This window comes from Comamonas aquatica (assembly GCF_018064205.1).
Taxonomy (GTDB): Bacteria; Pseudomonadota; Gammaproteobacteria; order Burkholderiales; family Burkholderiaceae_C; genus Comamonas; species Comamonas aquatica.
Genome location: NZ_CP072916.1, coordinates 846,284 through 860,422 on the forward strand (window position 1 = coordinate 846,284; position 14,139 = coordinate 860,422).

At 60.3% G+C, this 14,139-nt stretch carries 14 protein-coding genes; 13 read left to right on the top strand and 1 reads right to left on the bottom strand.

From position 1 onward, the window contains the following. Nucleotides 1-6 precede the first annotated feature (6 nt). Nucleotides 7-1,257 carry an NAD(P)/FAD-dependent oxidoreductase gene (locus tag KAQ61_RS03930; protein ID WP_045266489.1) on the bottom strand — a complete coding sequence of 417 codons (1,251 nt, stop codon included), beginning with the start codon at nt 1,255-1,257 and terminating at the stop codon, nt 7-9. Between the two features lie 346 nt (nt 1,258-1,603). On the opposite strand from KAQ61_RS03930, the gene rpsB reads away from it, so the two are divergent. The 13 genes from rpsB (at nt 1,604) to lpxA (ending at nt 14,137) form a co-directional block, all read left to right on the top strand. Then, entirely contained in the window at nt 1,604-2,356 is a 753-nt protein-coding gene (gene rpsB / locus KAQ61_RS03935) for a 30S ribosomal protein S2 (protein WP_042412231.1), read from the top strand. A gap of 105 nt (nt 2,357-2,461) precedes the next feature. Beyond that, on the top strand, nt 2,462-3,352 hold the full coding sequence (gene tsf, locus KAQ61_RS03940) for a translation elongation factor Ts (RefSeq protein ID WP_042412229.1): 891 nt from the start codon (nt 2,462-2,464) through the stop codon (nt 3,350-3,352). Nucleotides 3,353-3,421: 69 nt separating this feature from the next. Continuing rightward, nucleotides 3,422-4,144: a UMP kinase gene (gene pyrH, locus KAQ61_RS03945; RefSeq protein ID WP_210930564.1), complete on the top strand. Its 723-nt coding sequence runs from the start codon at nt 3,422-3,424 to the stop codon at nt 4,142-4,144. Between the two features lie 71 nt (nt 4,145-4,215). Further along, the gene (frr, locus tag KAQ61_RS03950) at nt 4,216-4,776 is read left to right on the top strand and encodes a ribosome recycling factor (protein ID WP_183301338.1); all 561 of its coding nucleotides are present in this window, start codon (nt 4,216-4,218) and stop codon (nt 4,774-4,776) included. Nucleotides 4,777-4,801: 25 nt separating this feature from the next. Next, a complete protein-coding gene (gene uppS, locus KAQ61_RS03955) occupies nt 4,802-5,533 on the top strand; it encodes a polyprenyl diphosphate synthase (protein ID WP_210930565.1) in 732 nt (243 codons plus the stop codon). 14 nt (nt 5,534-5,547) lie between these two features. Beyond that, entirely contained in the window at nt 5,548-6,399 is an 852-nt protein-coding gene (locus tag KAQ61_RS03960; protein ID WP_210930566.1) for a phosphatidate cytidylyltransferase, read from the top strand. Next, entirely contained in the window at nt 6,399-7,577 is a 1,179-nt protein-coding gene (ispC, locus tag KAQ61_RS03965; protein ID WP_210930567.1) for a 1-deoxy-D-xylulose-5-phosphate reductoisomerase, read from the top strand. The genes KAQ61_RS03960 and ispC overlap by 1 nt, the downstream gene beginning before the upstream one ends. A 33-nt stretch (nt 7,578-7,610) precedes the next feature. Further along, nucleotides 7,611-8,969 (top strand): RIP metalloprotease RseP, encoded by a 1,359-nt coding sequence (gene rseP / locus KAQ61_RS03970; protein WP_210930568.1) that lies wholly within the window; start codon nt 7,611-7,613, stop codon nt 8,967-8,969. Nucleotides 8,970-9,007: 38 nt separating this feature from the next. After that, the gene (gene bamA / locus KAQ61_RS03975) at nt 9,008-11,365 is read left to right on the top strand and encodes an outer membrane protein assembly factor BamA (protein WP_210930569.1); all 2,358 of its coding nucleotides are present in this window, start codon (nt 9,008-9,010) and stop codon (nt 11,363-11,365) included. Further along, entirely contained in the window at nt 11,365-11,874 is a 510-nt protein-coding gene (locus KAQ61_RS03980; protein ID WP_042412214.1) for an OmpH/Skp family outer membrane protein, read from the top strand. Before bamA ends, KAQ61_RS03980 begins: the two co-directional genes overlap by 1 nt. A 17-nt stretch (nt 11,875-11,891) precedes the next feature. Then, the gene (gene lpxD / locus KAQ61_RS03985) at nt 11,892-12,881 is read left to right on the top strand and encodes a UDP-3-O-(3-hydroxymyristoyl)glucosamine N-acyltransferase (RefSeq protein ID WP_210931695.1); all 990 of its coding nucleotides are present in this window, start codon (nt 11,892-11,894) and stop codon (nt 12,879-12,881) included. A 9-nt stretch (nt 12,882-12,890) separates the two neighbouring features. Then, nucleotides 12,891-13,346, top strand: a complete 456-nt coding sequence (fabZ, locus tag KAQ61_RS03990; protein WP_042412211.1) for a 3-hydroxyacyl-ACP dehydratase FabZ — start codon at nt 12,891-12,893, stop codon at nt 13,344-13,346. After that, nucleotides 13,346-14,137: an acyl-ACP--UDP-N-acetylglucosamine O-acyltransferase gene (gene lpxA / locus KAQ61_RS03995; protein WP_210930570.1), complete on the top strand. Its 792-nt coding sequence runs from the start codon at nt 13,346-13,348 to the stop codon at nt 14,135-14,137. The genes fabZ and lpxA overlap by 1 nt, the downstream gene beginning before the upstream one ends. Nucleotides 14,138-14,139: the final 2 nt, after the last annotated feature.

A 14,139-nucleotide genomic window follows, 5' to 3' on the forward strand; every position in this document is an offset into this window, starting at 1 on the left:
TGTCTCCTAAAACCGCAGGGGGCTGAAGGCCTGCATGTCGATGGCGGTGGGGCGGCCGGCCAGCATGTCGGCCAGGGCCCGGGCGCAGCCTGCCGCCAGGCTGGCGCCGTGGCTGCCGTGCGCCAGGTTGAGCCACACCCCGGGACGCCCGCTGGCACCCACGGCGGGCAGGCCGTCGGGCAGGTGGCCGCGCACGCCGCGCCACACCTGTACCTGCGGGGAGGAGAGGTGTGCGCCACCGGGGAACCAGTCGTTGAGCAGACGGTACATGCGTTGCAGTGTAGCGGTGTGGTACGGGGTGCTGGCGGTGCTGTTCAATTCCAGTCCGGCGGTGATGCGCACGCGTTGCCCCATCCGGGTGATGGTGGCCTGCTGCGCCCAGTCCATGACGCTGCCGCGCGGGGCCTGCAGGGCGTCGCGCACGGGGGCGGTCACGCTGTAGCCCCAGTTGGTCATCAGGGGCAGTTGCAGGCCCAGGGCCTGGCTGCTGAGTTGCTGGTGCGCGCCGGTGCACAGCACGATGGCATCGTGCAAGTGCAACTGTTGGGCGGTTTGCACCCCCAGTGGCTGGGTGCTGATGCGCTGGATGGCCATGCCGGTGTGAATGTGTGCGCCCAGGTGCTGGGCCTGCATGCGCAGCAGGTGGGTCCACAGCCGGGGGTTGATGGACTCACCCTGGGGGAAGTGCAGTGCGCTCAGCCAGGCGATGTCCTGACCCAGGCTGGGTTCGATGCCCAGTGCCTGCTGCGGACTCAGCAGTTGGCAGGCAATCCCCTGTTCCTGCAGCAGTGGCAGGCGCTGCTGCCAGAACTCCAGTTCCTGCGGATTGCGCAGCAGGATCAGTGCCCCGGGGCGTTGCTCGGCAATCGATTCCGGATCCTCGCAGTCTTGCCAGCGCAGGTCTTGGCTGTAGCTCGACAGGGCCTGCAAGGCGGAGAACAGGGGATGGGCGCCCTGCTTGAAGGCTTGTTTTTCGTGCTTTTTCCACTGGCGCATCCAGCGCCAGGTGTTGCTGCCCAGAAAGGTCGAGGCCTGCAGCAGACCGCTGCCCTTTTGCAGCTGTTTCAGCGGCATGCCCACGCCGGGTGCCGACAGGCTGGGCGCCACGCACGGTGACAGCCAGCCGCCCGGGGCAAAACTGGCCTCCTCGGCGGTGGCGTTCATTTGTTCATAGACGGTGACTTGGTGCCCGTCGCGGGCGAGTTCCAAGGCCGTGGAGATGCCGGTGATACCGGCTCCCACGATGGCGATATTCATGGCGTGTCGGGCGCAATTCGTGAACCCGCGATTTTGACGCGCAATTGCAGTCGTCAAGCACCCACTTCGCAAAGAAATATCAAGTGTGGGTCAGTGGGGCTGCGGGCGGGGTGGTTGGGTGAAAGATGTGGGTGGCGGATGGGGTGCAAAAGGGTGAATCCACAGCGCAGCGCTGGAGGGTGGTCTGGCTTGTGCTAAAATTTTTCGGCTTTGCAGTTGACTGTCCGGTAAAACGCTGGGCGGGGCTGTCAAAGTGAATCGCAAATCAGCTCTCTTAAGGTGTTGCCAAACCTGGAGGTTTGCAAAATCGAGCTGCATTTAAGACCCAACCTTTTGGAGAAAAAACATGTCCGTTACCATGCGCGAAATGCTGGAAGCTGGTGTCCATTTCGGTCACCAGACTCGTTTCTGGAACCCCAAGATGGCTCCGTTCATCTTCGGTCATCGCAACAAGATCCACATCATCAACCTGGAAAAGTCCCTGCCCATGCTGCAGGACGCCCAGAAGTTTGCCAAGCAACTGGCATCCAATGGCGGCACCATCCTGATGGTCGGTACCAAGCGCCAAGCTCGTGAGCTGGTGGCTGAACAAGCCCAGCGCGCAGGCGTGCCTTACGTGGATCAGCGTTGGTTGGGCGGTATGCTGACCAACTTCAAGACCGTGAAGACGTCGATCAAGCGTCTGAAGGACATGAAGGCTCAGCAAGAAGCGGGTCTGGAGTCCCTGTCCAAGAAAGAGCAGCTGATGTTCGCTCGCGAACTGGAAAAGCTGGAGAAGGACATCGGCGGTATTCAAGACATGAACACCCTGCCTGACGCCATCTTCGTGATCGACGTGGGCTTCCACAAGATCGCTATTTCCGAAGCCAAGAAGCTGGGTATTCCATTGATCGGTGTGGTGGACTCCAACCACAATCCCGAAGGCGTGGACTACGTGATCCCCGGTAACGATGACTCGGCCAAGGCTGTGGCTCTGTACGCCCGCGCCATCGCTGACGCCATCCTGGAAGGCCGTGAAGCCCGTCTGAACGATGTGGCCAAGGTTGCTGCCGGCGAAGGCTCTGACGAGTTCGTGGAAGTGGATGAATCCGCTGCCTAAGAGCTGGCTGCGCGACTCGTCGCGATAAGAAAGCGGGGCTCACGGTAGCCCCCTTTTTTTAAGCTGAAATCCTGTAACGATTTGAACTGAATACGGAGAAACAAGATGGCTGCAATTACCGCAAGCATGGTGGCTGAACTGCGCGCGAAGACCGACGCGCCCATGATGGAATGCAAGAAGGCCCTGACCGAAGCCGATGGCGACATGGCCAAGGCCGAAGAGTTGCTGCGCGTGAAGTTGGGCACCAAGGCTGGCAAGGCCGCTTCGCGCGTGACGGCTGAAGGCGTGGTGACCTCCTTTATCGACGGCAACGTGGGTGCCCTGATCGAAGTGAACAGCGAAACCGACTTCGTGTCCAAGAACGACAGCTTCCTGGCGATGGCTGCGGCTGCGGCCCAGCTGGTGGCCAAGCACAATCCCGCCAACGTGGAAGCCCTGGGCGCCGTGGCTTACGAGCAAGACGGCTTTGGCCCCACCCTGGAAGACGTGCGCAAGGGCCTGATCGGCAAGATCGGTGAAAACATGTCCTTCCGCCGCTTCAAGCGTTTCGAAGGCAACCTGGCTTCGTACGTGCACGGCTCGCGCATCGGCGTGATCGTGGAATTCGAAGGCGATGCTGCTGCTGCCAAGGATGTGGCGATGCATGTGGCAGCCATGAAGCCTGTGGCACTGACCTCCGCCGACGTGCCTGCCGAGCTGATCGAGAAGGAACGCGCTGTGGCCGAAGGCAAGGCTGCCGAATCCGGCAAGCCTGCCGAGATCGTCGCCAAGATGGTCGAAGGCTCGGTGCAGAAGTACCTGAAGGAAGTGTCGCTGGCCGACCAAGTGTTCGTGAAGGCTGCCGACGGCAAGCAGACCGTGGCACAGATGCTGAAGGCTGCCAACACCACCGTGAAGGGCTTCACCCTGTACGTGGTGGGCGAAGGCATCGAGAAGAAGGCTGACGACTTCGCTGCTGAAGTGGCTGCCCAGATGGCTGCTGCCAAGGGCGCCTGATCCCCCTCTGGCGCTGACTGCTCTCGATCGATTTCCAACCCATAACCACTTACAACACCGGAGTTACCCATGACACAAGTTCAACCAGCCCACAAACGCATCCTGCTGAAGTTGTCTGGCGAAGCGCTCATGGGGGACGACCAGTTCGGCATCAACCGCGCCACCATCGAACGCATGGTGGCCGAGATTGTCGAAGTGACCAAGGTGGGTGTGCAGGTGGCGGTGGTGATCGGCGGGGGCAATATTTTCCGCGGCGTGGCGGGCGGTTCGGTGGGGATGGATCGCGCCACAGCGGATTACATGGGCATGCTGGCCACGGTGATGAATGCACTGGCGCTGGCCGATGCCATGGACAAGCAGGGCTTGACCGCGCGCGTGATGTCGGCCATCGGCATCGAGCAGGTGGTGGAGCCTTATGTGCGCCCCAAGGCGCTGCAGTACCTGGAAGAAGGCAAGGTGGTGGTGTTTGCCGCGGGTACGGGCAATCCTTTCTTCACGACCGATACAGCTGCCGCCCTGCGCGGCGCCGAAATCGGTGCCGAAGTGGTGCTCAAGGCCACCAAGGTGGATGGTGTCTACACCGCAGATCCGATGAAGGATCCATCGGCCACCCGCTACACCAAGCTGGCATTCGACGAGGCGATTGGCCGCAACCTTGGCATCATGGATGCCACGGCTTTTGCGCTGTGTCGTGACCAGAAGCTGCCCATCCGCGTATTCTCCATCGTCAAGCCGGGCGCCTTGCTGCGCGTGGTCATGGGCGAGGATGAGGGCACATTGGTACACGCTTGATCCATTAACAGCGAGTAGAGGCCTTCCTTGTGTAAACAATGGAAGGCCATTTGCTTTCAGAGGTGATGAATATGACGATTGCTGAAATCAAGAAGAACACCGAAACCAAGATGGGCCAGTCCCTCGAGGCTTTGAAGAACAACTTGGGGCGTATCCGTACCGGGCGTCCCAGCCCGCAGTTGCTGGATGTGATCCAGGTGGAGTACTACGGCTCCATGGTGCCGCTGTCGCAGGTGGCCAACGTGTCCCTGCTGGATGCGCGCACCCTGAGTGTGCAGCCCTGGGAAAAGAACATGGCGGCCAAGGTGGAAAAGGCCATCCGTGAAAGCGACCTGGGCCTGAATCCCGCATCGATGGGCGACCTGATCCGTGTCCCCATGCCTCCGATGAGCGAAGAGCGCCGCAAGGAAATGACCAAGCTGGCGCGCAACGAGGGCGAAGCCTCGAAGGTGGCGGTGCGCAACCTGCGTCGCGATGCGAACGAAGCGGTCAAGCGCCTGGTCAAGGACAAGGAAGCTTCCGAAGACGATCAGAAGCGCTCGGAAGCCGACATCCAGAAGATGACCGACAAGCACATTGCCGAGGTCGACGCTTTGGTCGCGGCCAAGGAACAAGACATTCTGGCGGTGTGAAAGCCGGACACTGCCAGGATTGCCCATGACCTTTTCTTCTGCAGTGCCGCGCCATGTGGCGGTCGTGATGGACGGCAATGGCCGTTGGGCCAAGAAACGGTTTTTGCCGCGCCTGGCCGGGCACAAGCAGGGGCTGGAGTCGCTGCGCCGCTGTGTGCGCCACTGCATTGAGCGTGGCGTGCGGGTGCTGACGGTGTTTGCCTTTTCTTCCGAGAACTGGAACCGTCCTGCGGAGGAGGTCTCGGGCCTGATGAACCTCCTGGCCGGGGCCCTGGCGCGCGAGGTGCCCAGCCTGCACGCGGAGGGGGTGCAGCTGCATTTTGTCGGCGAGCGCAGCAGCTTGTCGGACAAGGTGGTGGCGGGCTTCCTGCAGGCAGAAGCATTGACGGCCAGCAACGACCGTCTGGTGCTGAATGTCTGCTTCAACTATGGCGGGCGCTGGGACATCGCCCAGGCTGCCGCTGGCTTGGCTGCGCAAGGCATCGCCATCACCGAAAGCAGCCTGGGTGCCGCCCTGGCCATGGCCCATGTGCCAGACCCGGACTTGCTGATCCGCACCGGGGGCGAATACCGCATCAGCAATTTCCTGCTGTGGCAGGCCGCATACTCGGAGCTGTATTTCAGCCCCGCCCTGTGGCCCGATTTTGACGCGGCGGAGCTGGATGCCGCGATCGCCGAATATGCACGCCGGGAGCGTCGCTTCGGCCAAACTTCTGAACAAATAAATCAGTCATCCGAGCAGCGATTGACTGTCTGAAGGGAGACCGTCCCATGCTCAAGCAGCGAGTCATCACTGCCATCCTCTTGCTGGCCATTTTGTTGCCGGCCCTCTTTCATCCCAATGTGTGGCCATTCAACCTGCTGGTGCTGGTGCTCGTAACGGCCGGGGGCTGGGAGTGGGGGCGCCTGAATGGCTTGCAGCCGCTGGGGGCGGTGGCGACGGCCGTGGTGGCGGCGTTGCTGTGCGTGGCGACCTGGCAGATGGGGTGGCTGGCGCAGCCGCACCCTGTGCTGTGGCTGCTGGCCGGCGCGGCCTGGGTGCTGGGCAGCGCCTGCCTGGTGAAGGCTGGCGTGCCGGGCTGGGCGAAGATTCCTTTTATCGTGCGCTGGAGTGCCGGCGTTCTGGCCCTGTGGGTGGCGGGACTGGCCATGGTGCAGGCGCGCCAGATGGGTGTGAATTTCCTGCTTTCCATCCTGGTGCTGGTCTGGGTGGCGGATGTGTTTGCCTATTTTGCCGGCCGGGCGCTGGGGCTGCGCTTCACGAAGGTGAAGCTGGCGCCCGCCATCAGTCCCGGCAAGAGCTGGGAGGGCGCCTGGGGCGGTGCCCTGGGCGTGGTGGTGCTGGCCTTTGTCTGGGTGGCGCTGGACCGTGCCAACCAGGTGCAGGCTCTGAGTTTTTACAGCCGCGTGTTTGAGCGTGGCTGGTGGCTGCTGTTGCTGGCGGCCCTGTTCATGGCGGCCATGAGTGTGGTGGGGGACCTGGTGGAGTCTTTGATCAAGCGCAGCGCTGGGGTCAAGGATAGCAGCCAGTTGCTGCCAGGACATGGTGGGGTGCTGGACCGCATTGATGCGCTGCTGCCGACCCTGCCTCTGGCCATGATGCTGACTTCTTTGGTGCAGTGATGAAACAACGTTTGACGGTGCTGGGCTCCACGGGCTCGATTGGTACGAATACGCTGGATGTGGTGCGCCGCCACCCACAGCAGTACGAAGTGTTTGCGCTCAGTGCCTCGACGCAGGTGGAACTGATGCTGGCCCAGTGCGTCGAATTCCGTCCGCGCTATGCCGTGATGGCCAGTGGTCCCCATGCGGTGCAGCTGGCGCAGGATTTGAAGTCGAATGGCCTTCCAACGCAGGTGTTGCAAGCGCAGGATGCTCTGGAACAGATAGCGTCCCACTCCGAGGTCGATGTGGTCATGGGGGCGATCGTGGGGGCTGCGGGTCTGTCGCCCTGCCTGGCGGCCGCGCAATCGGGTAAGCGCCTGCTGCTGGCGAACAAGGAAGCGCTGGTGGTCGGGGGCGCCTTGTTCATGGACACTGTGCAGCAGAACGCATGCACGCTGCTGCCGATCGACAGTGAGCACTCGGCGATCTTCCAGTGCCTGCCCGAAGATCGCAGCACCTGGTCCACACGCATTGACAGCCTGTTGCTCACGGCGTCCGGTGGGCCTTTCCGCCAGCGCGATCCTGCCACACTGGCCGAGATCACGCCAGCACAGGCTTGTAACCACCCCAATTTCTCGATGGGGCGCAAAATCTCGGTGGACTCGGCCACCATGATGAACAAGGCCCTGGAGGTGATCGAAGCCCGCTGGCTGTTTGATGTGGCCCCTGAAAAGATCAAAGTGGTCATTCACCCCCAGCAGATCATCCACTCCATGGTGCAGTTCAAGGATGCGTCCATCCTGGCGCAATTGGGCACGCCGGACATGCGGGTGCCGATTGCCTGTGGTCTGGCTTGGCCGGAGCGCATCGAAAGTGGCGTGGCGCCCCTGGACTTCACGGCATTGGCAGGCTTGACCTTTGAGGAGGCGGATGCGCACCGTTTTCCCGGCCTGCATTTGTCGTGGCAGGCACTCAACGCGCCGGAGGGCACCACGGCCGTACTCAATGCGGCCAACGAGGTGGCGGTGGCGGCTTTTCTGGCCGGGCAGCTGCGTTTTGATCGCATCCATGCCGTGAACCTGGAAACCTTGGGAACTTTGACGCCCTCGCAGCCCCGAAGCGTGGGGGATCTGCTGGCATTGAATGATGAGGCGCGCAGCGTGGCTGCAGGCGTGCTGGAGCGTTTTGCGGCGTGATCGTGTGCGACTGCTACGGAGGATAAAGACTGCATGCTGACCTTGGTTGCCTTCATCGTTGCTCTGGGGCTGCTGATCGCCATCCATGAGTACGGCCACTACCGCGTGGCCGTGGCCTGTGGCGTCAAGGTGCTGCGCTTTTCCATCGGCATGGGCAAACCGCTCCTGCGGTGGAAGCGCCCTGGCTCGGACACCGAGTTTGTGATCGCCGTCCTGCCGCTGGGCGGTTATGTGCGCATGTTGGACGAGCGTGAGGGTGCGGTCCCCGGTGAGCAGTTGCACCAGGCGTTCAATCGCCAGCCTTTGCGCAAGAGGGCGGCGATTGTGGCCGCAGGGCCGCTGGCTAACCTGTTGTTGGCTGTGGCGCTCTACAGCGTGGTGAACTGGGTCGGTGTGGAGCAGCCCAAGGCGATCGTCTCCGCGCCGGAGGCGGGTTCCCTGGCGCGTGCCGCGGGTCTGCAGGGAGGGGAGTGGATCCAGTCGGTGCAACTGGGTCAGGCCCCTGCACAGGCGGTGGAATCGTTCGAGGATTTGCGCTGGCAATTGACACAGGCGGCTTTGAATGCCCAGGACATTCGGCTTTTCTGGCGCGATACGCGCAACGGCCGGCAGGGTGAGGGCGTGCTCAAGCTGGCCGATCTGGGCAGTGCAGCGCTGGATCAAAGCATGCTGACAGCGATCGGGATTACTGCGCCCTGGACGCCGCCAGTGGTCGGGGAGGTCATGGCCAATATGCCGGCCGCCCGGGCGGGTCTGCAGGCGGGCGACGTGGTGCAGACGGTCAATGGCCAGCCTGTGGTGGATGGGGCCCAGTTGCGCAGCCTGATTCGCAACGCCGCGCAGAGCCCGCCTGTGGCGCAGGCCTGGGTGGTGGAGCGTCAGTCCCGTTTACAGACGCTGGAGGTCGTGCCCGAGCTGGCAACGACCGAGCAAGGTCAGATTGGTCGCATTGGTGCCTATATCGGTGGTATGCCCGCAATGGTGACGGTGCGCAAAGGCGCCTTAGATGGTGTGGTTGCTGGCATGGTAAGGACTTGGAATGTCTCGGTCCTCAGCTTGCAAATGATGGGCAAGATGCTGGTGGGCGAGGCATCGTTGAAAAATCTCAGCGGGCCTCTGACCATTGCCGATTACGCCGGCAAATCGGCCAGCTTGGGCTGGATTCAGTATGTCTTGTTCCTTGCGCTCATCAGCGTGAGCCTGGGTGTGCTGAATCTGTTGCCGCTTCCTGTTCTGGATGGCGGGCACCTGATGTATTATCTTTGGGAAGGTGTCACAGGGCATCCCGTCAACGATGTATGGATGGAGCGTCTTCAGCGGGTGGGCATTAGCCTGTTGCTTGTGATGATGTCCATTGCTTTATTTAACGATATCAGCCGCATTTGGGGCTAAATCACCGCTCCTTTTCAATGCTGGCGCCTGCTTCTCACATGAAACTCCCGTTTAATCGATTTGGCGCGCGCACTGCCACGGCGGTTGCTGTGCTGCTCTGTTTGGCCCAAGGGGCTTGGGCTCTCGAGCCGTTCAAGGTCCAGGACATCCGCGTCGAAGGCCTGCAGCGTGTCGAAGCAGGTACCGTGTTCGCCTCCATGCCTTTGCGTGTTGGCGATGAATACAACGACGACAAGGGGGCCGCAGCGATTCGCTCGCTGTTTGCCCTGGGGCTTTTTAAAGACGTCCGCTTGGAAGCCAATGGCAACGTCCTGGTGGTGGTGGTGGAAGAGCGCCCCACGATTGCAGGCGTGGACTTTGTCGGTACAAAGGAGTTCGACAAGGAAGCGTTGCAGAAGGCCATGCGGGATGTGGGCCTGGCAGAAGGTCGTCCTTTCGACAAGGCCCTGGCCGATCGCGCCGAGCAGGAGCTCAAGCGCCAGTACATCAACCGCAGCCTGTATGGCGCGGAGGTCGTGACCACCGTCACGCCGATTGAGCGCAACCGGGTCAACCTGACTTTCTCGGTGACCGAGGGCGAGGCCGCGAAGATCAACAACATTCGCATTGTCGGCAACCAGGCGTTCAGCGAATCCACCCTCAAAAAGCAGTTCGACCAGGACACGGGCGGCTGGCTGAGCTGGTATACCAAGTCGGACCGCTATGCACGCAGCAAGCTGAATGCGGATCTGGAAACCTTGCGTTCCTATTACCTGCAGCGCGGTTACCTCGATTTCCGGATCGAATCCACGCAGGTGGCGATTTCGCCGGATAAGCAAAAAATCTCCTTGGTGGTCAACATCCACGAAGGTGAAAAATTCGTGGTCTCTGGCGTGCAACTGGAAGGCAACTACCTTGAGCGCGAGGACGAGTTCAAGGCCTTGGTGAAAATTCGCCCGGGTCAGCCTTACAACGCCGATCTGGTGACAGAAACCACCAAGGCTTTCTCGGACCACTTCAGCAAGTTTGGCTTCGCGTTTGCGCGTGTCGAAGCAGTGCCTGAAATCGATCGTGAACACAATCGTGTCGCTTTTGTGCTGCGTGCAGAACCGTCGCGCCGTGCGTATGTGCGACGCATTCAAGTGTCTGGCAACGATCGCACCCGCGACGAAGTGATTCGCCGCGAATTCCGTCAGTTTGAGTCCTCGTGGTATGACGGCGACAAGATCAAGCTTTCGCGTGATCGCGTGGACCGTTTGGGCTTTTTCACGGAAGTCGGGGTGGATACCCAGGAAGTGCCAGGAGCCCCTGACCAGGTGGATCTGGTCGTCAGCGTGAAGGAGAAGCCGACCGGGGCGGTCACGCTGGGTGCGGGTTTCTCGAGCGCTGAAAAAGTCTCTCTGACCTTCGGTATCAAGCAAGAAAATGCGTTTGGCTCGGGCAACTATCTGGGCCTGGATGTGAATACCAGCAAGTACAACCGTACGCTGGTGGTGAGCACGACCGATCCATATTTCACACAGGACGGTATTTCGCGCACCGTTGATGCCTACTACCGTACTTCCCGTCCCTATTCGTATGTTTACGACGGGCGCGAGGTGAATACCGACGATATGTACAAGATCGTGTCCAAGGGCGCGTCTGTGCGTTTTGGCGTGCCTTTCAGCGAGCAGGATACAGTCTACTTTGGTCTTGGCTTCGAGCAGACCTCGATCAAGCGTGGCGTTTACATGCCATCGCAGTACGAGCCCTATACGGGCAAGAGCAATACGGCCATTCCGCTGACTTTGGGTTGGGGGCGTGACTCGCGTGACAGCGCCTTGGCACCGAATTCCGGTCGTTATCAGCGCTTCAACGCCGAGTGGTCGGCGGCTGGTGATCTGAATTACGTCAAGGCCAATTACCAGTTCCAGCAATACATCCCGGTGACCAAGGCGATCACTTTCGCGGCGAATGCAGAGTTGGGCTGGGGCAAGGGGTTGGGCGGCAAAGATTTCCCCATCTTCAAGAACTTCTACGCAGGCGGCTTGGGCTCTGTGCGTGGCTTTGAGCAGGGCAGCCTCGGTCCCCGTTCAAGCACCTTTGTGGGGCCTGATGGCACCCCTACCGCCTATGCGTCTGGTAACTACTCTTACCTGGGCGGTGCCAAAAAAGCTGTGATGAACTTCGAGTTGATCGCACCATTCCCAGGCGCGGGCAATGACAAGACCCTGCGTTGGTTCACCTTTGTTGATGTGGGTAATGTTTACGGTGAAAATGACCCCATTCGATTCAGCGACATGCGCGCTTCGGTGGGTATTGGTTTGAGCTGGATTTCACCATTGGGTCCATTGCGACTGGCGTGGGCCAACCCTATCCGCAAGCAACCGGGTGATGAGTTGCAAAAGCTTCAATTTCAAATTGGAACGTCTTTCTGATGAAAAACATGTATCGCACACTGGCAGTTTCTGCCTTGCTGGGTAGCCTGGCACTGACTGCTTACGCACAAGACTTCAAGGCAGGTTTTGTGAATACGGATCGCATCTTCCGCGAGGCCAATTCTGCCAAGGCTGCGCAGGGCAAGCTGGAGCAGGAATTCTCAAAGCGTGAGCGTGAACTCGTTGCCACTGGCAAGGCCTTGAAGACAGCATCCGAAGCGTTTGAGCGCGATGCTCCCACGTTGTCGGAAAGCCAGCGTGTCTCCAAGCAGCGTGAGTTGGTGGAGCGCGACCGTGACTTCCAGCGCAAGAACCGCGAGTTTCAAGAAGACCTGAACGCCCGCAAAAACGAAGAGTTGGCGCGCGTGCTGGAGCAGGCCAATCGCGTGGTGCAGCAGGTGGCTGAGGCTGAAAAGTACGATGTGATCCTGCAAGAAGCAGTGTACGTGAACCCTAAGCACGACATCACAGACAAGGTGATCAAGGCCTTGAACAATTCCGGCAAGTAATCTTCTTGGACATCAAGGTGATTGTTCAGCTGGGACAGATCGTTGATGCCTTGGGGGGGGAGCTGGTAGGAGGAGGTCGGGAAATCGTGATTTCCCGGATTTCTCCCCTGGAAACAGCGCAAGCAGATTCCATCAGCTTCCTTAGCAATCCTCGGTATGCAACGCAAATGGCCGCCTCCAGGGCGGCCTGTGTCGTTGTGGCGCCGGCCATGCGTGAGCTGGCAGCACAGCGCGGGGCATGCATCGTGGTGGCCAATCCGTATGTGTACTTTGCCAAGTTGACCCAGTTCTGGAAGATGCAGCAGCAGGGCATGCGGCCGGTGGGGGTGCACCCTTCGGCGGTGGTCGATCCGACTGCAGAAATCGCCCCGGACGCCTATATCGGACCGCTGTGTGTGGTCGGGGCAGGCGTCCGCATTGGTGCTGCGACGGTGCTGCGTTCGCGCATCACCGTGAGTGATGGCTGTGAGATTGGTGAACGTTGCTTGTTGCACCCCGGTGTGGTCATCGGTGCCGATGGTTTCGGTTTTGCCAACGAGGCCGGACAGTGGATCAAAATCGAGCAACTGGGCAAGGTGCGGATTGGTAACGATGTTGAAATCGGCGCCAATACCTGTATTGATCGGGGCGCTTTGGACGATACGGTCATCGAAGATGGCGTCAAGCTCGATAATCTGGTTCAGATCGCCCACAACGTGCACGTGGGTGCGCACTCAGTGATCGCCGGCAATGCCGGCGTGGCCGGCAGTGCACGCATTGGGCAGGGGTGTTCGATCGGTGGCGCGGCCAACATCTTGGGGCATTTGACGATTGCGGACGGAACCAGTATTTCGCCCACGTCCATGGTGACACGCTCCATTCGCCAACCAGGCTTGTACACTGGAATCTTTCCATTGCAGACAAACGAGCAGTGGGAAAAGAACGCTGCGTCTTTAAAGCAACTGCATGTGCTGAGAGAGCGCATCAAAAAGCTGGAGAGCGCGCTTGAAGGCGCCAAACAGCAATAACGGAAATTCATAATGGATATTCACGCAATTCTCAAGCAACTCCCCCACCGCTACCCTTTCTTGTTGGTGGATCGGGTGGTTGAACTTGAGAGTAACAAGCGCATCCGCGCGATCAAAAATGTTACTTTCAACGAGCCTTATTTCATGGGGCACTTTCCAGGCCGTCCCGTGATGCCGGGTGTGCTGATGCTGGAAGCGCTGGCCCAGGCAGCAGGTTTGTTGGCGTTTGATGCCATGGGCCAGGTGCCTGACGAAAACAATATCTACTACTTCGTGGGGATTGATTCGGCCCGTTTCAAACGTCCCGTGGAGCCCGGTGATCAGCTGATCCTGGAAGCTTCCATCGACCGCGTGCGCGGTGGCATCTGGAAGTTCAAGGGTGTGGCGCGCGTGGGCGAAGAAGTGGCCTGCGAGGCGGAGCTGATGTGCACCATGCGTTACGTGGGTCCTGAAAAGCAGGCCTGATGAGCGAGAACATCCATCCCACCGCGATCGTGCATGAAGGTGCTTGGCTGCACCCTTCTGTGACTGTGGGAGCCTACAGCGTCATCGGCGCCCATGTAAAGGTGGGGGCCGGTACGCGCATTGGCCCGCATTGCGTGATCGAGGGTCACACCACCATCGGTGCAGATAACCAGATTTTCCAGTTCGCATCTTTGGGTGCGCAGCCGCAGGACAAAAAGTACGCGGGCGAGCCGACCGAGCTGGTGATTGGCGATCGCAACACCATCCGCGAGTTCTGTACCTTCAACACCGGCACCAGCCAGGATGCAGGCGTCACCCGCGTTGGGAACGACAACTGGATCATGGCCTATGTCCATATCGCGCACGATTGCGCGGTGGGCAGTCACACCATCCTGGCCAACAACGCCACCTTGGCGGGTCATGTGCATGTGGGTGACTGGGTGATTCTGGGGGGGCTGACCGGTGTGCACCAGTTCGTGAAGATCGGCGCCCACGCCATGGCGGGCTTTGCCAGCCGTGTGGCCCAGGATGTCCCGCCCTTCATGATGATCGAAGGCAACCCCCTGGCGGTGCGCGGCTTCAACATCGAAGGTTTGCGTCGCCGTGGCTTTACGCCCGAACGGCTGAAGGCGGTCAAGCAAATGCACCGCCTGTTGTATCGCCAGGGCCTGACCCTGGAAGACGCGGTCCAGGCGATTGCAGCACTGGTGATCGAGATGCCTGAGGCGGCCCAGGATATTGCGCTCATGCAGTCTTTCTTGACTGCTTCGACACGAGGAATTGCGCGTTAAGG